Here is a 20353-nt window from a genome sequence, read left to right as displayed (position 1 = left end):
GAGAACGTGAGGCGGGGGCGTTGGTTGCGCGGTCGTTGCGCCACCGTCATGATGGCAAGCGGCGGCAATCCCGCCGCCACCATGAGGAAGTGAACTATGACGTTTGCTGACTTGTGCATGTTCCTCGGCGTGTTGATCGCCTTCGCGACGTTGGTCGTGCGGATGATCGAGGCGGCGCGGAAGTAGCGCACGGGCGGGGTCCGGCCTGGCAGCCGGGCCCCAAACGCATTTGAGCCCCGGCCGCTGGCACGACCGGGGCTCACATGAGGCGGTGCTATGACGTCACCGACATTCTATATAGCGGAATGCAGCCGCGCGTTCAACGTCACAGCACCTCGAACAGCCCGGCCGCGCCCATGCCGCCGCCGACGCACATCGTGACGACGACATGCTTGGCGCCCCGACGCTTGCCCTCGATCATCGCGTGGCCGACCATCCGCGCGCCCGACATGCCATAGGGATGGCCGATCGAGATCGCGCCGCCGTTCACGTTGAGCAATTCGTCGGGGATGCCGAGCTTGTCGCGGCAATAGAGTACCTGCACCGCGAACGCCTCGTTCAGTTCCCACAAGCCGATATCGTCCATCGTCAGGCCGTTGCGCTCGAGCAGCTTGGGCACGGCGAAGACCGGGCCGATCCCCATCTCGTCGGGCGCGGTGCCCGCCACCGCCATGCCGACGTAGCGGCCGAGCGGGGTCAGCCCGCGTTGCTCGGCGAGTTTCTCCTCCATCAGCACGCTGGCCGAGGCACCGTCCGACAGCTGCGAGGCGTTGCCGGCGGTGATGTTGAGGTCCGGCCCCAGCACCGGCTTCAGCCCACGCAGCCCCTCCAGCGTGGTGTCGGCGCGGTTGCCCTCGTCCTTAGTCAGCGTGACCTGCTCGTGCGAGACTTCCTTCGTCTCCTTGTTGACGTTCGCCTTGGTGGCGGTGACCGGGACGATCTCGGCATCGAAGCGCCCGGCGGCCTGCGCCTCAGCGGTGCGCATCTGCGAGCGATAGCCGTATTCGTCCTGCGCCTCGCGCGAGATGCCGTAGCGTTTGGCGACGATCTCGGCGGTCTGGAGCATCGGCATATAGATGTCCTTGTGCATCGCCAGCAGCTCGGGGTCGGGGGCAACGCGCATCTCGGGGGTCTGCACCATGCTGATGCTCTCGACCCCGCCACCGATCGCGATCTGCATCCCGTCGAGGACGATCTGCTTGGCGGCGGTGGCGATCGCCATCAGCCCGGAGGCGCATTGCCGGTCGAGCGACATGCCCGACACGCTGGTCGGCAGCCCGGCACGCAACAGGCTGGTGCGCGCGATGTTCGGCGACTGGTGCCCCTGTTGCAGCGCGGCGCCGAGAACGACGTCGTCGACCTCCGCGCCGTCGACGTCGGCACGCTCGACCGCGGCCTTGATCGCATGGCTGGCGAGCGTCGGCGAGGGCAGGTTGTTGAATGCGCCGCGATAGGCGCGGCCGATCGGAGTGCGGGCGGTGGAGACGATGACGGCGGAGCGCATGGGGTAGGGCCTTTCGGTGCAGCCTAGACGAAGATTTGGGTGATCCATTCGGCGAGCATCGCGGGCTTTTCCTGCCCTTCGATCTCGATCGTGACCTCGGCGGTCGATTGATATTGGCCGGGGCGCTTCTGCTCGAACGACAACAGCCGCGAGTGCGCGCGGATGCGCGCGCCGGACGGGACGGGGGCGAGGAAGCGGACGCGGTTGCCGCCGTAATTGACGTGCATCGTCGCGTTACTGACCGTCGGCAGGTCGGGCGTTTCAGCCATCAGCCGCGGGAGCAACGACAAGGTGAGGAAGCCGTGCGCGATCGTGGTGCCGAACGGCGTCGCGGCGGCGCGGACGGGGTCGATGTGGATGAACTGGCGGTCGCCGGTGGCCTCGGCGAAGGCGTCGATCATCGCCTGCGTCACCGTGATCCACGCCGAGACGCTGGTGCGTCCGATCGCGGCTTCCACATCGTCGAGCGTCACGGCGCCTCTCTCCCAACCTCTGGCGGTTGTGTAGGCGCATCAATGAGCCGCTCGCAAGTCGGTACGAACCGAAAATATGAAATTCAGTATATAGCGGGTGCGGAGTGGCGAACCCGATCTTCTAAAAAGCAGGTCCGCGCCGGTGATACATGCCGGCGCGGGCCTTCGCGCTTAGCGGCAGCGCACCTTGCCGCGGTCGATCTCGCGACCGAGCAGCGCACCCGCGCCACCGCCGGCCAGCGTGCCGAGCAGCCCGCCGCCGACGAGGTTGCCGAGCAGCGCGCCGCCGGCGCCGCCGACCACCAGACCGGTGGTGCCGTCGTTGCGGCGGCAGTAGGACCGGCCGTCACGACCGCGATAGACCTGATCCTCGCGGGTCAAACGGCGCTCGCGATACTTGCCGCGGCGGTAATCGCGCGATGCGTCCCAGTCGTCGCGGTCGCCATGCCATTGATAATCCCGGTCGCGTCGCTGGGCGTCTGCCGTGGGGGCGGCGACCATCGGGGCGGAGACGGTGGCGATCGCCAGCGCCGTCAGCAGAGCTTTCTTCATCTCGATCATACTCCTACCAGTGCCTGCACGAACGTCGCAGGCACGGAAGGGTTCATGCCGGTCGCGTTACGGCGCGTCGGGGATCGGAAACGAGCAGCTTTTCACGCTGTGCGACGATCAACGGGACCACGATTTGCCCCGCTACGTTCACCGCAGTGCGCCCCATGTCGAGGATCGGATCGATTGCGAGCAGCAATCCGGCCCCTTCGAGCGGCAATCCGAGCGTGGTGAGCGTCAGCGTGAGCATGACGAGCGCGCCGGTCAGCCCGGCGGTCGCGGCCGAGCCGATCACGGAGACGAGCGCGATCAGGACGTAATCGGGCGCGTGGAGCGGCACGTTATAATATTGCGCGACGAACAGCGCCGACACCGCCGGGTAGATCGCGGCGCAGCCGTCCATCTTGGTCGTTGCGGCGAAGGGGACGGCGAAGGCGGCATAGTCGCGCGGGACGCCGGCCTTTTCGGCGACATCCTCGGTGACCGGCAACGTCGCGATCGACGAGCGCGAGACGAAGCCGAGCTGGATCGCGGGCCAGGCGGTCGCGAAGAAGCGGCGCGGGGAAAGGCGGTTCGCCACGAGCAGCGCGGGATAGACGCCGAACAGCACCAGCGCGAGCCCGAGATAGACCGCGCCCGCGAAGCTGCCCAGCGCGGTGAGCGACGACCAGCCGTAACGGACGATCGCGGTGCCGATCAGCCCGGCGGTGCCTAACGGCGTGAGTCGCACCACCCAGCGCAGCAACTGATGGAAGATCGTCAGCAGCGAGGCGTTGACCGACAGGAACGCCTCGCCTGCCGCGCCGACCTTCACCGCCGCCGCGCCGACCGCGATCGCGACGACGATCAATTGCAAGACGTTGAACGAGAGGCGCGTCGTGGCCGCGCCGTCCGCCAGCTTCGTCGATCCTTCCAGGCCGAGGAAATTGGCGGGGATCAGCCCTTGCAGGAAGTCGAGCCACGAGCCGGTGGTGCCCGGCTCGACCGCGCTGGCCGCATCGACGCCGGCGCGCGCGCCGGGCTGGAGGATCGTGCCGAGCGTCAGCCCGATCGCGACCGCGATCAGCGCGGTGATCGCGAACCACAGCAGCGTCTGGCCGACCAGCCGCGCGGCATTGCCGAGATCGCGGAGCGCCGCGACCGAAGCGACCAGGGCGGTGAAAACGAGTGGGACGACCAACGCCTTGAGCAATTTGACGAAGCTCTCACCGGTGAGGCGGAGGGTTTCGGCGAGCGCGCCGTCGGGAGCGGAGCGCGCCACGAAGCCGAGCGCGACGCCGATCGCCATGCCGGCGAACACCTGCACCGTAAAGGAAGGTTTCTGCATGTTGCCGAGGTGAGAGCAGGCGGGGGATTGTGCCAGCAACTTTGCGTTTGTGGGTGGGGAGTGGGGCTTTGGGGTGGGCGGCCTTCGCCGTTTTTCGTGCCGGAGAGATTTTGGGGACGCAGGTGTTGGCAAGCGCCGGAGCGTCAGAGGTTCTGGATTCCCGCCTTCGCGGGAATGACGGGCTCTATCGGGAGGGTGGCGTCACCAAACCCGCCGTCGCCCCTGCGAAGGCAGGGGCCTATCTCTGTTTCGTCGAGGTGGATCATCGGACACATACACGTTGGGTGTGTGTCAAACCGTCCTCATGCATTCGACAGACATGGGCCCCTGCCTGCGCAGGGGCGACGGATATTGAGTGGAGAGCGTCTTACGCTTGCTCGTCGATTCCCGAATTGCCTGCGCAGGGGCGACGGTCAGCTGTTTGGCGAGGGTGCCGGCTCCGCGTACGGCATCACCAGCGTTCCGTCGGGCGCGGCGGTATAGGTGGTCTGCGTCGGGTATGGGATCGTGATCCCTTCCTGTGCGAAGCGGCGGATGATCGCGACCAGCAGGCGGTTGCGGACGTTGTGCGCGGTCGCCCAGTCGTCGCCGGGCGTGTCGACCTGCAACGCGAAGTCGAGGCTCGACGCGCCGAACGATTCGAAGCCGGCGCGCGCGACCTTGGCGCCCTCCGCCTCGACCAGCTCGGTCAGGATCGCGGGGATGCGCTCCAGCGTCTCGGGTGGCGTCTCGTAAGCGACGCCGATCGTGTACGACACGCGGACGTGATCGCGCTGCGACGTGTTCTGGATCTCCTTGTCGAGCAGATTGCGGTTGGAGATGATCCGCAGCTCGCCGGTGAAGGCGCGAATGCGCGTCGATTTCAGCCCGATCGCCTCGATCACGCCGCTGGTATTGCCATAGCTGACCTTGTCGCCGCGGCGGAACGGGCGGTCGAAGATAATCGCCAGCGCGGCGAACAGATCGGCGAAAATTCCCTGCGCGGCCAGACCGATCGCGATGCCGCCGACGCCGAGGCCCGCGACGAGGCCGGTGACGTTGACGCCGAGGTTGCTGAGCACGACCACCAGCGCGATCGCGAACACCGCGAAGCTGACGAGCAGGCGGATCAGCCCCATCGCGCTCATCAGCGCCTCGCCCGAATAATGTTCGTCGCGGGTGCGGTGCTCGATTGCGCCGAGGATCAGCTCGCGCGCCCAGATCGCCGCCTGGAACACCGCCGCGACGGTGAACAGGAAGGTGATCGTCTTGTCGACGTCGGCCGGGGTCGCGGCATAGCCGTCGACCAGCTTGGCCGAGAGCATGATGATGAAGAAGGCGTTGGTGCGCTCGATCGCGCGGCCGAGCACCGCCGCCCAGCCCTTGCCCGAGGCGCTGCGATGCGCCAGCCGCGGCCCGAACGCGCGCACCCAGAACAGTAAGAGCGCGATGGCGACGCCGATCCCGACCGCGATCAGGATCTGCAACCAATGCTGTTGCAGCCAGATCAGGCTGGAGTGGAGCAACGCGCCGGCCTGCTGACCGACGCGATCGGTATCGAACGCCGCCTTCTGCGCGGCGGCGGTACTGGTATTGCTCATGTCAGGCGGCTTTCAGCTCGCACGCACCGCAGGCTTCGAGGAAGGCGATCAGCCCGCGCTCGGTACGCGTCAGATATTGGGTCGACCGCGGCAGCCGCAGCGACTGGCGGAACGCGGCCTGCGCGGCCTTGTCCTTGCCGAGTTCGATCAACGCCGGGTGGACATAGGATTTGCGCGCGATCGCCGGGGTATTGCCGAGATGCGCGACGACGGGTTCGAGCATCGCCTTGAGCCCGATCGGCGCCTCGGCCTCGATCAGCGTTTCGAAGGCGACGACGCTCGCGCCCCAGGTGCGGAAGTGCTTGGCGGTGAAGCCCGCGCCCATTGCCTCACGCAGATAGGCGTTGACGTCGGAAGAGGTGACCGCGTGCGGCTCGCCGTCCTCGCCGACATATTGGAACAGCTTCTGGCCGGGCAGGTCCTGGCATTTCTTGACGAAGCGCGCGAGGCTGCCGTCAGTGATCTTGAGCTTGCGGATCTTGCCCGACTTCGCCTTATATTCCAGCTTCAGCGTGCTGCCGCTGATCTGCGCATGGCGGTCGCGCAGGGTGGTCAGCCCGAAGCTCTTGTTCGTCTTCGCATAGGTCTCGTTGCCGATGCGAAGCGCGGCGACGTCGAGCAGCTTGACCACCGCGGCGACGGTGCGCTCCTTGGTGTGGCGGCGGCGTTCGAGATCGGCCTCGACACGCGCGCGCAGCTTGGTCAGCGCGCGGCCGAACGGGGCGCAGAGATCGTATTTGGCGGCCTCCTGCTGCGCGCGGAAGCCGAGGTGATAGCGATATTGCTTGCGGCCCTTTTCGTCCCAGCCGACCGCCTGAATATGGCCATCGGGATCGGGGCAGAACCAGGCATCGGTATAGGCGGGGGGCAGGCCGATCGCATTCAGCCGGTCGATTTCGTCGCGATCGGTGATCCGCTTGCCGCTCGCATCATAATAGGCCCAGGCATCGTGGCGCGTGCGCTTGCGCGTGATACCGGGCGTATCATCCTCAAAGAAAACGATATTGCCTGCCACCTGTGCCCTTCCGCGGTGCTGTGACCCGGCTTTTGAAATGCGCAAGGTCCGCGCATCGTTCCCGGAACGGGCGGCACACGCGGGGGGTTGGGGCGCCGGAACACTTCCTTTCCAGCAGGAGACTGACATGGCCGATTTGTCGCAAGCCCGCGTGCTGATGATCGCCGCCGACGGGTTCGAGACCGTGGAATTGTTCGAGCCGCGCAAGGCGCTGGAGGCGGCCGGCGCGACCGTGACGCTCGCCTCGATCAAGCGCGACCCGATCCAGGGGATGAAGGGCGACATCAACAAGGCGGAAACCGCCACGCCCGACCTGACGCTGGAGGAGGTCGAGGTCGACGATTATGACGCGCTGGTGCTGCCGGGCGGGGTCGCCAACCCCGACAAGCTGCGCGTCGAGGAACTGGCGGTCGACATCGTCCAGCAGTTCATGGACGATGACAAGATCGTCGCCGCGATTTGCCACGCACCGTGGCTGCTCGCCGAGGCGGACGTGATCGACGGGCGGCGCGTGACCGGCTTCGTCTCGATCCGCACCGATCTGGCGAACGCCGGTGCCGAAGTGGAAGATGAGGAGGTGGTGATCGACGACAATCTGATCACCAGCCGCAAGCCCGACGACATCCCGGCGTTCAACAAGGCGATCATCGACGCACTGACCGAAGAACTCGCCGACGCCGACTAAGCAGCGGGCAGGGTAAACGCCGCAATAAGGATACTGCGGCGTTTACCATCTGCTCACGATTGTTCCGCTACACTGCGGACATGCTCGACGACATCCTGCCCCTTCCGCTTTCCGCGCGCGGCCACGGCGTGCTCGATACCATGCGTGCCGCGGTGTCGCGGCTCGGTCGACGGCGCGTCGAGCGCACCACGGCGGCGGGGGGCGTCGCGCCGTGTGCGTGGATGGCGCCGCCGCCCGAGCGGCCGCTGCCGCGCGACCTGAACCTGAAGCTCAGCGCCTTCGATCCGGGCGCGCTGCGCCGCTGTACGCCGGTGTCGGCGGCGGCGTTCGTCGACCCGATCGTGCTCGAACGGACGCTGCACCGCATTCCGGCGCGCTGAGGTCGCACGCCACCGTCACCCCCTCGATCCGCAGCATCGTTCGTTCCGCATCGGCGACCTGCGTGACGATGCGCAGGTCGGCGACGATCTGGCCGGGGATCGCCACGTCGCGTGTCGGTAGCCCCGTCAGCCAGGCATCGAGCGTCGCATCGGTTGCGGCGCTGACGATCAATTCGTGACGCGCGCCCGAGAAGGTGGCGCTGTGCCACGGGATCGCGCGATCATGCTCTACCGCGAGCGCGATACCGTAACGCGCCGCGTCGCGCACCAGCGCACGCTGGAACAGCCGCGCGATCATTGCGGGCGCGCCGACAGGATCGCCGCGACCCGCGCGCACAGCGCCGGCCCCGGTACGCGCCCACGGCGCAGGTCGCGGACCAGCCGCGGATCGTTGACCGCGCGCCGCCCGAACGTGGTCTCCGCCACGCCGGTTCTTCGCAAATAGACGTCGATGTCGTTCAACAGGCACATGGACTCTCACTCCGACTCTGTGTTCCTAATATGTTCTCCTTTGTTCTTCTTGTCGAGGAAAAATCCTCAGTGTAGGGTCGTGTGATGAACGAGACGCCACAACAGGCACTTGCGGCGGCCGCGCGCGCGCGCGGGGTGGCGCTGTCGGCGCTGTCGCGGATGCTCGGGCGCAATCAGGCGTATCTGGGGCAGTTCGTGAACCGCGGCTCGCCGCGCGTGCTGCCCGAGCGCGAGCGGCGGATGCTGGCGGATTTCCTCGCGATCGACGAGGCGGTACTGGGGGCACCGCCGCCGATCAGCGAGGAGGTGGCGGTGCCATGGCTGGCGGTCCGGGCCGCAGCGGGCGTCGGGCAGGTCGCCGACGAGCAACTGCTGCGCCACGAGCGGCTGCCGCGCGTGGTGTTGCGCGGTGCTGGGGTGACGCCGGAGGCCGCCTCGGTGGTCGGGGTGAGCGGCGACTCGATGGCGCCGACGCTGAAGGATGGCGACCGGCTGCTGGTCGATCAGGCGAACCGGAGAATCGCAGCGCGTGGCGGCATCTATGTGGTGCGGCGCGGCGAGGCGGTGATGGTCAAGCGGCTGGTGCCGGACGGCGATACGGTCGAGATACGCAGCGACAATCCCTTATGGCCGGTCGAGCGCGTGCCGCTCGCCGAGATCGAGGTGATCGGGCGCGCGACGTTGCTGCTGCGGCGGCTGTAGCGGGGCGTGCGCCACCTCGTTACACTCGCCCGAGAACAAGGAGAGGTAGCGCATGAAACTCGCCAGTCTGAAGCAGGGGCGCGACGGTCGCCTGGTCGTCGTTTCGGACGATCTGGCCTGGTATGCCGATGCCGGCCATATCTGCGCGACGCTGCAGGCCGCGCTCGACGACTGGGCGCAGGTCGCCCCCGCGCTGGAGCTGCTGGCGATCGATCTGCGCAACGAGGCGATCCCGCGCGAGCGCTTCCATGAACATGATGCCGCCGCGCCGCTGCCGCGCGCCTATCAATGGGTCGACGGCTCGGCCTATGTGAACCATGTCGCGCTGGTACGGCAGGCGCGCGGGGCGGAACTGCCCGACAGCTTCTGGCACGATCCGCTGATGTATCAGGGCGGGTCGGACGGGTTCCTCGGCGCGCGCGACGCGATCCCGCTCGCCGACGAGGACTGGGGCTGCGATCTGGAGGGCGAGGTGGTGGTCGTCACCGGCGACGTGCCGCTGGGCGCCTCGCGCGAAGAGGCGCTGGCGGCGATCCGGCTGGTCGGGCTGACCAACGACGTGTCGCTGCGCAACCTGATACCGGCCGAACTCGCCAAGGGGTTCGGGTTCCTTCAGTCCAAGCCGGCCTCGGCCTTCTCGCCGGTGTTCGTGACCCCCGAGGCGCTGGGCGACTGGTGGCGCGATGGCAAGTTGCACCGCCGGTTGCTGGTCGAGGTGAATGGTGCGCCGTTCGGTCGTGCCGAGGCGGGCGAGGACATGACCTTCGACTTCGGGACGCTGATCGCACACGCCGCGAAGACGCGCGCATTGGGCGCGGGGACGATCGTCGGGTCGGGCACCGTCTCCAACCGCGACGCCGAGGGTGGGCCGGGGCGGCCGATCGCGGAAGGTGGGGTCGGCTATTCGTGCCTCGCCGAGCTGCGCACGATCGAGACGATCCAGCATGGCGCGGCGCAGACGCCGTACCTCGGCAAGGGCGACACGGTGCGGATCTGGATGGAGGACGATCGCCACCACCCGATCTTCGGCACAATCGAACAGACGGTCGGCTGACCGGCTAGGCCCCGGGCGACGCGCGGTGCGCGCGGAGTTCGGGGCGGCCGAGCATCGCGAAGCCGATGAACGCGGCGACCAGCCGATGATCGTCGACCGCCGTGAGCATCTGCTTGAGATCGTCGAGGAATGCCTGTGCCCCTTCGGCGTCGCGGATGCGGCGTGCGTCCATCGCCCAGCCGCCGAACTGCCGCGCCGCGACGGTGCGCCGCTCGACATAGGCGATCGAGTCATGACGCGGGTCGCGCGCGATCCGCGCCATCAATGTCTCGATGTGCGGCTGCGGGCCTTCGAGCGCCTGGATGAAGCGGCTGCCGTCATGGAGCAGCAGCCCGGTGATGCCGTACCGGTCGTTGAAGCGCGCGGCGCCGCTCGCCAGGCGCGCCAGCTCGGCGTCGTCGAGCGGCCGGGTGGCGCGGCTGATATAGACGAGCTGATAGACGGGATCGGTCATATGCATGACATGGATCAATCGTTGCGGCATTGTTAGCGCAATTCACGCGTGGCCGAGCGTGGATCAATGAAAATCATGGCTGCGGATCGGGATCACGTCTTCGGGATCGCAGCCGGTGCGGAACGGCGGATGATAGTCGCTGCGCACGCGCGTCTTCCAGCCGGGATCGCCGCGGTCCGGGGAACCGGGATGGGTCGCGCCGTCGCCGCGGCTGGTGAGGCGCGGCAGGTCGATGTCGCCGACGGCGCGCAGCATCGCGGTGCGATCGTGGATGCGATCGGCGATGACGTGGATCACCTCGCCCTCGCGCTGGACGACGCCGGTGACGCTGATCATCGCCGAGGACATCACGACGGTGCGCTGTGCCTCGAACCGGTCGGGCCACAGGATGATGTTGGCGACGCCGGTTTCGTCCTCGATGGTGATGAACAGCACGCCCTTGGCCGAGCCGGGCTTCTGGCGGACAAGGATGATCCCCGCCACCTCGACGCGGCGGCCGTCGCGCGTCTCCCTGAGCTGCGCGCACGGGATCACGCGCTGGTCGGCGAGCCGGTCGCGCAGGAAGAACAAGGGATGTTCGCGCAAGGTGAGCTGCGTCGCGCGGTAATCCTCGACCACCTCGCGCCCGGCGGTCAGCGGCACGAGGCTGACCGGCGGTTCGCGGCGCTCGGCCGCCTCCAGCAGCGGCAGCGGTGTCTCGCCGAGCCCGCGGATCGCCCATAGCGCCTGTCGCCGGTCGAGCCCGAGCGCGTGGAAGCCATCGGCCTTGGCGAGCTTCTCCAGCGTCGCGAGCGGCACGCCCGAGCGCCGCCAGAGATCCTCGACCGAGCGGAACGGCGCCTCGGCGCGCGCGGCGATGATCCGCGCCACGTCGATCATCGACACGCCGTGGACGATCTTCATCCCCAGCCGCAGCGGCAGCCGCGCGGTGTCGCCCTCATCGACCAGCCGCGTGTCCCAGTCGCTGTCGACGACGCAGACCGGGCGGATCACCACGCCATGCTCGCGCGCGTCGCGGACGATCTGCGCGGGGGCGTAGAAGCCCATCGGCTGCGCGTTGAGCAGCGCGCAGCAGAACACGTCCGGATGATGGCATTTCATCCAGCTCGAGGCATAGGCGATCTTGGCGAAGGAGGCGGCGTGGCTTTCGGGAAAGCCGTAGGAGCCGAACCCCTCGATCTGCTTGACCAGCCGCTCGGCGAAGTCCGGGCCGATGCCCTTCTTCGCCATGCCCTCGATCAGCTCGGTTTTGAACTGGCCGACGCCCTGCGTGTATTTGAAGGTCGCCATCGCCTTGCGCAATTCGTCGGCGCGCGCCGGGGTGAAGCCCGCACCCTCGATCGCGACCTTCATCGCCTGTTCCTGAAATAGCGGCACGCCATAGGTCTTGCCGAGCACCGCCTTCAGCTCGGGGCTCGGATAATCGAACTCGATCGCGGGGTTGCGGCGCTTCTGTTCGCGGCGCTTGAGATAGGGGTGGACCATGTCGCCCTGGATCGGGCCGGGGCGGACGATCGCCACCTGAATCGCGATGTCGTAGAAATTGACCGGCAGCATCCGCGGCAGCATCGCCATCTGCGCGCGGCTCTCGATCTGGAAGACGCCGAGCGTATCGGCCTTCTGGATCATCGCGAACGTCGCCTCGTCGTCGGTCTGCAAATCGGGGTGGTCGAGCGTCAGATGCAGGTTCTTGTGCCGCGCGAGCAGGTCGAAGGCGCGGCGCATACAGCCAAGCATCCCGAGCCCGAGGATGTCGACCTTCATCATCCCGGCTTCCTCGACATCCTCCTTTTCCCATTCAATCACGCGGCGATCGGCCATCGCGGCAGGCTCGATCGGCACGAGCGCGTCGAGCCGGTCGCGGGTGAGCACGAAGCCGCCGGGATGCTGCGACAGATGCCGCGGGGTGCCGATCAGCTCGCGCGCCAGTTCGAGCGTCAGCGCGAGCCGCGGGTCGCCGCGATCGAGGTTGAGCGCATCGACATGGCGGTCGGCGACGCCTTCCTCCGACCAGCCCCATACCTGCCCGGCGAGCGCGGCGGTCATGTCCTCGGGCAGGCCGAGCACCTTGCCGACCTCGCGCACCGCGCCGCGCGCGCGAAAGCGGCTGACCACCGCGGTCAGCGCGGCATGGTCATGGCCATAGGTATCGTAGATCCACTGGATCACTTCCTCGCGCCGTTCGTGCTCGAAATCGATGTCGATGTCGGGTGGCTCGGCGCGGTTCTCGGACAGGAAGCGCTCGAACAGCAATTGGTGGACGATCGGGTCGATCGAGGTGATGCCGAGCACGAAGCAGATCACCGAATTGGCCGCTGACCCGCGCCCTTGGCAAAGGATGTCCTGGCTGCGCGCAAATTCGACGATCGAATGGACCGTCAGGAAATAGGCGGCGTAGTTGAGTTTCGCGACCAGCCCGAGTTCCTTGGCGAGCAGGTCCACATACGCCTGCGGCACCGCGCCGTCGAAGCGCCGGTCGAGCGCGCGGGTGGCGAGCTTCTCCAGCGCCTGTTGCGGGGTCTGCCCGCTCATCACTTTCTCTTCGGGGTAGAGATACTGGTCGCGCAGGTCGCGCGGCGAGAAGGTGCAGCGCTCGACCACCGCTTCAACCGCGGCGAGCGCGTCGGGGAAGCGCGCGAAGCGGCGTTCCATCTCGTGCGGCGGGTGGAGGCAGCGGTCGGCGGAGCGTTCGCGGCGCAGCCCGAGCGCGTCGATCGTGGTCTTCTCGCGGATCGCGGTGACGACGTCCTGGATCATGCGCTTGTCGGGGTGGTGGTAGAGCACGTCGCCGGTCGCGAGCGGGGCGAGGCCGTAGCGGCGCGCGGCGGCGGCCGCCTCGTACAGTCGGCGCGCGTCGTCGGGGCGGCGCTGCTGCGTCAGGCAGACATGCCCGCGCGCGTCGCCCGAACCTGCGCCGAACAGATCGGCCATCCAGCGCAATTCGCCCTCGTCCGCGCCGTCCGCGCCGGGGACGAGCGCGGCGACCAGCCCGGCGGCGTGCGCGGCGACATCCTCCCAGTGCAGGAAGCAGCGACCCTTCTCGCCATGCTGCGGGCGGGCGCGCGCCTTGCCGATCGTCAACAAGCGGGTGAGCCGGCTCCACGCGGCGAGGTCCTGCGGCCAGACGAGCAGCGACGCGCCGGTGACGAGATCGAGCCGGCAGCCGGCGACCATCCGTACCGGGTTGCCCTGCGCCGAGGTCTGTTCGGCGGCGACCAGCGCGCGGACGATCCCGGCGACCGAATTGCGATCGGTGATGCCGAGCGCGGGGAGGCGCATTTCCGAGGCGGTGGTGAACAGCTCCTCGCACGACGACACGCCGCGCAGGAAGCAGAAGTGCGTCGCGACCTGAAGTTCGGAATAGGTCATGGGGTCACAGCCGGGAGCCGTGAGCCGTAAGCGTCGTCGTCATTGCGAGCGCAGCGAAGCAATCCAGGGCGTCCTGGTCCGGCCCTGGATTGCTTCGCTACGCTCGCAATGACGGGAGGGGGGCGCATGACGCGGGCCCCGCTCAATTGCCGAGCCCGTGGAGGAACCAGCTGAGATCGCCGGTCTCGCTGCGCATCCCGTCGCCGCGGCGGAACAGCCAGAAGCGCTGCCCGGTCTCGTCCTCGACACGGTAATAGTCGCGGACCGCCATCCGCTCGGGCGCGCGCCGCCACCATTCGCCGGCGACGCGCTCCGGCCCTTCAGCGCCGATGATGCGGTGGGTGGTGCCGCGCCACGTAAAGCGCTTCGGGGGCTGGTCGGGGAGTTCGGCGAGAACGTGGTCGATCCGCTCCGGACGACGCAGCAGCAACACCGGGCGCGGCCAGCGCGGGTGCCACGGGTGGTCGGGGCTGCGCGCGTCGAGCTGGCGCACGTCGTCGGGACGCAGTTTCTGTGCCTCGCGTTGTGGGGGATCGAGCGGCGCGGTGCGCGTCCATGAGCGTTCGGGAACGTCGCTCTCGACCGGCGCGACGCGCCACAGCCGGCCCGCACCGATGCGGTTGATGAGCGCGTCGATCAGCGGCGCGAGATCGGGCGCGGCATCGTCGGCGAGCGCGGGGGCGAGCGTCTCGGCGCCGAGCGGGTCGGCGCGGCGCACGATCAGCGCGATGCCGTCGATGCCATAGCCGGGTTCGATCTCCTCGATGCGGCGCAGCGTCAGCCGCAGCATGTGCGCGGTGTCGCGGGTCGGGCGCGCGAAACCGAGCCGCAGGATCTGCGGCACGCCATCGACGCGCGCGGCGATCATCTCGACCGCGCGCGCACCCTGACCGGCCTTGGCCAGCGCGACCGCCAGCCGCTGCATCAGTTCGCGCAGCCAATGTTCGATCGCCTCGGGGGTGGCGATCGGCTCGACGAAGCGCTGCTCGACCGCGACGCGCGTCGGCGGGACGATCGGCTCGAAAGGTTCGGGCAGCTGGCCGAGCGCCTGATCGATGCGGTCGGCGATCGCGCGGCCGAAGCGGCGGACGAGCGGCGCGCGGGGGAGCGCGGTGAGCTGGCCGATCGCCTCGATCCCGAGCCGCGCGAGCAGTTCCAGCGCGGATGCGTCGAGCCGCAGCGCCGCGACCGGCAGCTGCGCCAGCGCCTTGCCCTGTCCACCAGGTGTGACGATCTGCACGGCGTCCTGCGCGCCGAACCGTGCCAGCGCCCAGGCCGCGCCCGGCGTGTCGGCGACCGCGATGCGTGCCGCGATGCCGTAGCGCGCGAGCAGCCGCAGCAGCCGCCGGCAGAAGCGCGCCTCGCCGCCGTGGAGATGCGCGACCCCGGTCAGCTCGACGAACAGCCCGTCGGCGTCCGACACCGCGACGGTCGGCGCCCAGCGGCGCGCGAGCAACGTGGCGAGCGCGGCGAGATCGGCGGCGTCGCGGTTGGGCTCGGCCTCGCGCACGTCGAGCCCCGGCACCTGCGCGCGCGCCATGGTGAGCGCGGTGCCGGGGCCGATGCCGAGCGCGCGTGCCGCTTCATTGGCAGCGGCGACCTCGACGCGTGCGCCGCTGCGCTGCACCGTCACCAGCGGCGGTTCATCGACGGACACGGGCAGGGGACCCGCTTCTTCATCGTCGCAGACGCGCGCGACCATCGTCGCCAGCGTGCGCCCGGTCTGGAAGAAGCGGCCGTGGCCGTAGCTGGGCGCGGTCGGCGCGCTCTTGCCGTGATTGTCGGGGTGCGGTCCCTCGCCGGGGAATTGCACCGCGGGCATCGCGGCGAGTTGCTTGAGGCTCTGCGCAAGATTGGGCGGGGCGACATGCCCGGCCTCGCCGCCATGCCCGTCGCGTGCGCTGCGGCGCGGCGCCTTCATCGCGCGGCGGACGACGACATCCTCGCCGGGGCCGAGCACCGGCGGCATCTTGCCCATCCGGCGCAGCGCCCCCGCTTCATCGGGCGGCAGCGGGCGGAACGGATGGTCGACCAGCTCGGTCTTGCGCGACAATTCCTGCAGCGACGGGCGGCGATGCGCGGGGAGCGCCTCGACCGCGGCTTGCAGATCCTCGTTCCGCCAGCCGCGCGTGCCGGGGCGGAACAGCGGCTCGGCAGCCTCGGTGCGGCGCGACAGCTCGCGGAACGGGGTCGCGGCGGCCTCGCTGGTGCGGCCGAGCTCGCGCTGCGCGGGGCGGCGGTGCGCGGGCAGGCCGGCGACCGCGCTCTCGACCTGGTCGCGCGTGTTGGCGAGCCCGCTGCCGGGGTCGGTGCGCGCCCAGCGTGCGCCGGGACGCCAGCCGCCGCCGCGCGGCACGGAGCAGTGCTGCGCGCGCTCGGCGGCGGCGTCGCCGCCCAGCGCGTCGAAGGCGGCGCGGCCGTCGGTCTCAGCCGACCGCGCGGCGCGGCGCTCGATCCGCCGCAGCCGGTCGATCGACCAGCTGGGCAGGTAGAGCGAGGCGACCCGTTTCATCGGAGCCCTCCACCAAGAGTTCGAACGGATCGCCGCCGCGCTGCCGCACGCATTCGACGTGCCAGCAGGCGCGGCCCAGCCCGCCCCATGGCACCTGCGACGACGGCGCGTGCGCGACGCGCCAGCGCGTCACCGCCGCCGACGGCGCGGTGATCGGATCGGCGCCGTCGCGGGTCGGGCGGCGGAGCAGCAACGCGGGCGTGCCGCCGCCTTCCGCGGCGAGCTGCAGCCGGCGCGCCTGCGCCATCTGGACGCGCTTCGCCTCGCCGACCACCGCGCCGAGCCCGCCGTGGCGCAGCCCTTCCTCGACCAAAGCGAGCAGTTCGGCGTCGTCGCGCGCCTCGGCATAGACGACGCGCGACGGCGCGAGCCCGGCCTGGAACAGCCCCGGCGCGAACAGGTCGCGCGAGCGGACGACCCACAAGACCTCGCCGAGCGTGCGGGCGGCGATGCCGGCGGCGAACAGCACCGCGGCGGCGTCGTCGCCCCAGCCGGTGCCGCGTGATGAGACTTCGTGGAGCGCGTCGGTCCGCAGCCCATGGTCGGCAAGCCGATCGTCGAGCGCGGCGATGCCGAACGGCAGCACGGGCCGGTCGCGCGCCTCGCCGGTGATGGCCTGCAAGCTCTCGCGGAGCGCGGCAAGGGTGGGAACGGGACCGGACACAGACGACTCGCAATCAATATGTTCGCTATTTGTTCCTATGTATGTTCTGGCGTCAAGGCTTTGCGGGGATTAGGAATGTGGCTGTGCAGCCGCTCCGTCATCCCGGACCTGATCCGGGATCCCGCTTCTTCTTCCGTCCGCCGAGAAGAAGCGGGGCCCCGGATCAAGTCCGGGGCGACGACCCTTGGAAGAGGTGCCTAGGCCGCCTCCGCCTGTTCCTCCGTCGAGGGTGTCACCCGTAAGATCGCGCTCACTGCGCGGCGTTGTTCGCGGCGGGTGACCACCGGCGCGAGTCGCCCGGTGTCGTCGCAGGCGATCGCGGTCGCCGCGAACGGCGCGCCGTCCAGCTGTCGCGCGAGCGTCAGTTCCCAACGCGGACGCGTGGTGGCGACCATCGGCACGGACCCGATCCGCCAGCGGGTGGCCGCCGACGACGACACCGCGAATGGATCGCCGCTGCCGCGCGCCGGGCGCTTGAGCAGCAGCGCAACCGTCCGCCCGCGCGCCGCGGCCGCATGCACGCGCTTCGTCGCGGCCGGCGCGGCGCGGCGGACTTCGCCGATCACCGCGCCCAAAGCGGGATGGCGCAGGCCTTCCTCCATCAGCGCCAGCACCCCGGCATCGTCATCGGCCTCGGCATGGATCACGCGCTTCGCGGTCAACCCGGACTGCGCCAGCGCGGGGGCGAACAGGTCGCGGCGTCGCAACACCCACAGGACCGGTCCCCAGGCCCGCGCCGCGACGCCCGCGACGAACAGGGTCGCCGCCGCATCGTCGCGCAGCGACGGCGTCGCCGCCGCGACCTCGTGCAGCGCATCGAGCCGCAGCCCGCCGTCGGTTAGCTGCGAATCGATGTCAGGCACCCCGAACGGCATGACCCGCCGCCGGCTGTGCCCGTCGCCCGACACGGCGCGCAGCGTCTCGCGCAGGGAAGAAAGGACGCTCGACTCGGGCACGACACGCAAGACTCCGCAGCAGATTGTCGTTCGCAATTTGTTCCATAACGAGGGCGCGAGTCAATGGTCTGTCACGTCCGCCGGCTATCCCGGATCGCGTCCGAGAACCGCCAAAAGGGCTTTGACTGGCGTTGAAACAATATTACAAGCGGCTGAAATCGTGCTGCGTGCCAAGCGGCGCATGACGGAGAGTGAAACGTGGGCGAAGAACCCGGCATCGTGCATCCGCGCGGCAACTTGCCGCCGCTGTCGCTGCATGTCCCCGAACCCAAATTCCGGCCCGGCGACGCGGTCGACTTCGCCGATGTTCCGATCCCGCCTGCGGGCGCCGCGCGCCGCCCCGATACCGCCGACGCTGCGCGCGACTTCACCGACCTCGCTTATTCGATGGTGCGCGTCCTCGACGACAATCATCAGGCAGTCGGTGCGTGGAACCCGCGGCTGTCGCCCGACACGCTGCGGCGGATGCTGCGCCACATGGCGACGGTCCGCGCCTTCGACGAGCGGATGTTCCGCGCGCAGCGGCAGGGCAAGACCAGTTTCTACATGAAGTCGCTCGGCGAGGAGGCGGTGGCGGTCGCCGCGGCGCATGCGCTGGACGCCGAGGACATGTGCTTCCCCTCCTATCGCCAGCAGGGGCTGTTGATCGCGCGCGGCTGCCCGATGGTCGACATGATGAACCAGATCTATTCGAACACCGGTGACAAGCTGCAGGGCAAGCAGCTGCCGATCATGTATTCGGAGAAGCGCTTCGGCTTCTTCTCGATCTCGGGCAATCTGACGACGCAATATCCGCAGGCGGTCGGCTGGGCGATGGCGTCGGCGTCGAAGGGCGACACGCGCATCGCCGCGACGTGGTGCGGGGAGGGCTCGACCGCGGAGGGCGACTTCCATTCCGCGCTGACCTTCGCGACCGTCTATTGCGCGCCGGTGATCTTCAACGTCGTCAACAATCAATGGGCGATCAGCAGCTTCTCGGGCTTCGCCGGCGCGGAGGCGACGACCTTCGCGGCGCGCGCGGTCGGTTACGGGATCGCCGGCCTGCGCGTCGACGGCAATGACGCGCTGGCGGTCTATGCCGCGACCGCCTGGGCGGCGGAACGCGCGCGCACCAATGCCGGGCCGACGCTGATCGAGCATTTCACCTATCGTACCGAGGGGCATTCGACCTCCGACGATCCGACGCAATATCGCTCGGCGGGGGAGCCCAATGCGTGGCCGCTCGGCGATCCGATCCGGCGCTTGAAGGATCATCTGGTCGCGATCGGCGAATGGAACGAGGCGCGGCAGGCCGATATGGACCGGCAGGTCGCCGAGGAGGTGAAGGCGGCGCAGAAGGAGGCGGAGAAGAACGGCGTGCTCGGGCATGGCCTGCGCCAGCCGCTCGATTCGCTGTTCGACGGGGTGTTCGAGGAGATGCCGTGGCATCTGCGCGAGCAGCGCCAGATGATGATCGACGAGGAAACCGCGAGCGGCCGGCCATGGGACCGGAAGTGATGGCGTCGCCAGCCTCCTTCGTCACCCCGGCCTTGCGCCGGGGTCCCGCTTCCTTCCGCCCGCAGCAAGAAGCGGGACCCCGGGTCAAGCCCGGGGTGACGGGGTAAAATGATGACCGACACAATCGAACAACCGGTGGACGACACCACCACCCGCATGAACATGATCCAGGCGATCAATTCCGCGATGGACGTGACGATGGCGCGCGATCCGGCGATCGTCGTCATGGGCGAGGATGTCGGCTATTTCGGTGGCGTGTTCCGCGCGACCGCGGGGCTGCAGAAGAAATACGGCAAGACCCGCGTCTTCGACACGCCGATCACCGAATGCGGGATCATCGGCGTCGCGGTCGGGATGGGCGCCTATGGCCTGCGCCCGGTGCCGGAGATCCAGTTCGCCGATTACATCTATCCGGCGCTCGACCAATTGGTCAGCGAGGCGGCGCGGCTGCGCTATCGCTCCGGCGGCGAGTTCACCGCACCGCTGACGGTGCGCTCGCCGTTCGGCGGCGGGATCTTCGGCGGGCAGACGCATTCGCAGTCGCCCGAGGGGATCTTCACCCACGTCTCGGGGGTGAAAACCGTCATCCCCTCGACGCCCTACGACGCCAAGGGGCTATTGATCGCGGCGATCGAGGACAATGATCCGGTGATCTTCTTCGAGCCGAAGCGCATCTACAACGGCCCGTTCAACGGCCATTGGGACCGTCCGGCGGAGAATTGGTCGAAGCATCCCGGCGGCGAGGTGCCGACCGGTTACTACAAGATCCCGCTTGGGCGTGCGAACGTGGTGCGCGCGGGCGAGGCGGTGACGATGCTCGCTTATGGCACGATGGTGCACGTCTGCGCGCAGGTGGTGGCCGACACCGGCGTGGACGCCGAGATCGTCGACCTGCGCACGCTCGTCCCGCTCGACATCGAGACGATAGAGGCGAGCGTGAAGAAGACCGGGCGGTGCATGATCGTCCACGAGGCGACGCGGACCAGCGGGTTCGGCGCGGAGCTGGCGGCGCTGGTGCAGGAGCGGTGCTTCTACCACCTCGAGGCGCCTGTGGAGCGCGTCACCGGCTTCGACACGCCATACCCGCACAGCCTCGAATGGGCCTATTTCCCGGGGCCGGTGCGGATCGGGCAGGCGCTCAAGAAAATCCTGAAGGACTAA

Annotated in this window: 19 protein-coding genes; 6 read left to right on the top strand and 13 right to left on the bottom strand. The window is 68.9% G+C overall.

Annotated elements, in window-relative coordinates; translation table 11 throughout:
* Positions 1-325 precede the first annotated feature (325 nt).
* The 6 genes from PGN16_RS10360 to PGN16_RS10335 all read right to left on the bottom strand — a co-directional run bounded on the left by PGN16_RS10360 (position 326) and on the right by PGN16_RS10335 (position 6448).
* The gene (locus PGN16_RS10360) at positions 326-1504 is read right to left on the bottom strand and encodes an acetyl-CoA C-acyltransferase (protein WP_335309317.1); all 1179 of its coding nucleotides are present in this window, start codon (positions 1502-1504) and stop codon (positions 326-328) included.
* A gap of 23 nt (positions 1505-1527) precedes the next feature.
* Complete coding sequence (locus tag PGN16_RS10355; RefSeq protein ID WP_335309316.1) at positions 1528-1977, bottom strand: MaoC family dehydratase; 450 nt, start codon at positions 1975-1977, stop codon at positions 1528-1530.
* Positions 1978-2148: 171 nt separating this feature from the next.
* Positions 2149-2529, bottom strand: coding sequence for a glycine zipper 2TM domain-containing protein (locus PGN16_RS10350; protein WP_335309315.1), 381 nt, complete (start codon positions 2527-2529; stop codon positions 2149-2151).
* Positions 2530-2581: 52 nt separating this feature from the next.
* Positions 2582-3853 carry a dicarboxylate/amino acid:cation symporter gene (locus PGN16_RS10345; protein ID WP_335309314.1) on the bottom strand — a complete coding sequence of 424 codons (1272 nt, stop codon included), beginning with the start codon at positions 3851-3853 and terminating at the stop codon, positions 2582-2584.
* 413 nt (positions 3854-4266) lie between these two features.
* The gene (locus PGN16_RS10340) at positions 4267-5433 is read right to left on the bottom strand and encodes a mechanosensitive ion channel family protein (RefSeq protein WP_335309313.1); all 1167 of its coding nucleotides are present in this window, start codon (positions 5431-5433) and stop codon (positions 4267-4269) included.
* Between the two features lies 1 nt (position 5434).
* Positions 5435-6448, bottom strand: coding sequence for a DNA topoisomerase IB (locus tag PGN16_RS10335; protein ID WP_335309312.1), 1014 nt, complete (start codon positions 6446-6448; stop codon positions 5435-5437).
* 127 nt (positions 6449-6575) lie between these two features.
* Between PGN16_RS10335 and PGN16_RS10330 the strand changes: the two genes are divergently transcribed.
* Both PGN16_RS10330 and PGN16_RS10325 read left to right on the top strand, forming a co-directional pair.
* Entirely contained in the window at positions 6576-7133 is a 558-nt protein-coding gene (locus PGN16_RS10330) for a type 1 glutamine amidotransferase domain-containing protein (RefSeq protein ID WP_335309311.1), read from the top strand.
* 80 nt (positions 7134-7213) lie between these two features.
* The gene (locus PGN16_RS10325; protein WP_335309310.1) at positions 7214-7513 is read left to right on the top strand and encodes a hypothetical protein; all 300 of its coding nucleotides are present in this window, start codon (positions 7214-7216) and stop codon (positions 7511-7513) included.
* Here the strand turns inward: PGN16_RS10325 and PGN16_RS10320 are convergent.
* Positions 7404-7811 (bottom strand): hypothetical protein, encoded by a 408-nt coding sequence (locus PGN16_RS10320; protein ID WP_335309309.1) that lies wholly within the window; start codon positions 7809-7811, stop codon positions 7404-7406. The genes PGN16_RS10325 and PGN16_RS10320 overlap by 110 nt on opposite strands.
* The gene (locus PGN16_RS10315; RefSeq protein ID WP_335309308.1) at positions 7808-7939 is read right to left on the bottom strand and encodes a hypothetical protein; all 132 of its coding nucleotides are present in this window, start codon (positions 7937-7939) and stop codon (positions 7808-7810) included. The genes PGN16_RS10320 and PGN16_RS10315 overlap by 4 nt, the downstream gene beginning before the upstream one ends.
* Positions 7940-8068: 129 nt before the next feature.
* On the opposite strand from PGN16_RS10315, the gene PGN16_RS10310 reads away from it, so the two are divergent.
* Together PGN16_RS10310 and PGN16_RS10305 are read left to right on the top strand one after the other, a co-directional pair.
* Positions 8069-8686: a S24 family peptidase gene (locus tag PGN16_RS10310; RefSeq protein ID WP_335309307.1), complete on the top strand. Its 618-nt coding sequence runs from the start codon at positions 8069-8071 to the stop codon at positions 8684-8686.
* A gap of 52 nt (positions 8687-8738) precedes the next feature.
* A complete protein-coding gene (locus tag PGN16_RS10305) occupies positions 8739-9740 on the top strand; it encodes a fumarylacetoacetate hydrolase family protein (protein ID WP_335309306.1) in 1002 nt (333 codons plus the stop codon).
* Between the two features lie 4 nt (positions 9741-9744).
* Here PGN16_RS10305 and PGN16_RS10300 read toward each other — a convergent pair whose 3' ends face one another.
* The 5 genes from PGN16_RS10300 to PGN16_RS10280 all read right to left on the bottom strand — a co-directional run bounded on the left by PGN16_RS10300 (position 9745) and on the right by PGN16_RS10280 (position 17695).
* Positions 9745-10194 carry a BLUF domain-containing protein gene (locus PGN16_RS10300; protein WP_335309305.1) on the bottom strand — a complete coding sequence of 150 codons (450 nt, stop codon included), beginning with the start codon at positions 10192-10194 and terminating at the stop codon, positions 9745-9747.
* A 63-nt stretch (positions 10195-10257) separates the two neighbouring features.
* A complete protein-coding gene (locus PGN16_RS10295; protein ID WP_335309304.1) occupies positions 10258-13563 on the bottom strand; it encodes an error-prone DNA polymerase in 3306 nt (1101 codons plus the stop codon).
* A gap of 142 nt (positions 13564-13705) precedes the next feature.
* Positions 13706-16075: a DUF6504 family protein gene (locus PGN16_RS10290; RefSeq protein WP_335309303.1), complete on the bottom strand. Its 2370-nt coding sequence runs from the start codon at positions 16073-16075 to the stop codon at positions 13706-13708.
* Entirely contained in the window at positions 15990-16697 is a 708-nt protein-coding gene (locus tag PGN16_RS10285) for an ImuA family protein (protein ID WP_335309302.1), read from the bottom strand. Before PGN16_RS10285 ends, PGN16_RS10290 begins: the two co-directional genes overlap by 86 nt.
* 239 nt (positions 16698-16936) lie before the next feature.
* A complete protein-coding gene (locus tag PGN16_RS10280) occupies positions 16937-17695 on the bottom strand; it encodes an ImuA family protein (protein ID WP_335309301.1) in 759 nt (252 codons plus the stop codon).
* A 198-nt stretch (positions 17696-17893) separates the two neighbouring features.
* Between PGN16_RS10280 and PGN16_RS10275 the strand changes: the two genes are divergently transcribed.
* Positions 17894-19192, top strand: coding sequence for a 3-methyl-2-oxobutanoate dehydrogenase (2-methylpropanoyl-transferring) subunit alpha (locus PGN16_RS10275; RefSeq protein WP_335309300.1), 1299 nt, complete (start codon positions 17894-17896; stop codon positions 19190-19192).
* Positions 19193-19348: 156 nt separating this feature from the next.
* Positions 19349-20353 (top strand): alpha-ketoacid dehydrogenase subunit beta, encoded by a 1005-nt coding sequence (locus PGN16_RS10270; RefSeq protein ID WP_335310319.1) that lies wholly within the window; start codon positions 19349-19351, stop codon positions 20351-20353.

This window comes from Sphingomonas phyllosphaerae (genome assembly GCF_036946485.1).
Taxonomy (GTDB): domain Bacteria; phylum Pseudomonadota; class Alphaproteobacteria; order Sphingomonadales; family Sphingomonadaceae; genus Sphingomonas; species Sphingomonas phyllosphaerae_E.
Note: the sequence above shows the minus strand (reverse complement) of the source record. Positions and strands in the feature narration are given on the sequence as shown.

Excerpts from the sequence above, each read along its gene's own strand:
- PGN16_RS10360 (WP_335309317.1), bottom strand. The coding sequence starts at position 1,504 with ATGCGCTCCGCCGTCATCGTCTCCACCGCCCGCACTCCGATCGGCCGC.
- PGN16_RS10350 (WP_335309315.1), bottom strand. The coding sequence starts at position 2,529 with ATGAAGAAAGCTCTGCTGACGGCGCTGGCGATCGCCACCGTCTCCGCC.
- PGN16_RS10345 (WP_335309314.1), bottom strand. The coding sequence starts at position 3,853 with ATGCAGAAACCTTCCTTTACGGTGCAGGTGTTCGCCGGCATGGCGATC.
- PGN16_RS10340 (WP_335309313.1), bottom strand. The coding sequence starts at position 5,433 with ATGAGCAATACCAGTACCGCCGCCGCGCAGAAGGCGGCGTTCGATACC.
- PGN16_RS10330 (WP_335309311.1), top strand. The coding sequence starts at position 6,576 with ATGGCCGATTTGTCGCAAGCCCGCGTGCTGATGATCGCCGCCGACGGG.
- PGN16_RS10325 (WP_335309310.1), top strand. The coding sequence starts at position 7,214 with ATGCTCGACGACATCCTGCCCCTTCCGCTTTCCGCGCGCGGCCACGGC.
- PGN16_RS10320 (WP_335309309.1), bottom strand. The coding sequence starts at position 7,811 with ATGATCGCGCGGCTGTTCCAGCGTGCGCTGGTGCGCGACGCGGCGCGT.
- PGN16_RS10310 (WP_335309307.1), top strand. The coding sequence starts at position 8,069 with ATGAACGAGACGCCACAACAGGCACTTGCGGCGGCCGCGCGCGCGCGC.
- PGN16_RS10305 (WP_335309306.1), top strand. The coding sequence starts at position 8,739 with ATGAAACTCGCCAGTCTGAAGCAGGGGCGCGACGGTCGCCTGGTCGTC.
- PGN16_RS10300 (WP_335309305.1), bottom strand. The coding sequence starts at position 10,194 with ATGACCGATCCCGTCTATCAGCTCGTCTATATCAGCCGCGCCACCCGG.
- PGN16_RS10295 (WP_335309304.1), bottom strand. The coding sequence starts at position 13,563 with ATGACCTATTCCGAACTTCAGGTCGCGACGCACTTCTGCTTCCTGCGC.
- PGN16_RS10290 (WP_335309303.1), bottom strand. The coding sequence starts at position 16,075 with ATGAAACGGGTCGCCTCGCTCTACCTGCCCAGCTGGTCGATCGACCGG.
- PGN16_RS10270 (WP_335310319.1), top strand. The coding sequence starts at position 19,349 with ATGAACATGATCCAGGCGATCAATTCCGCGATGGACGTGACGATGGCG.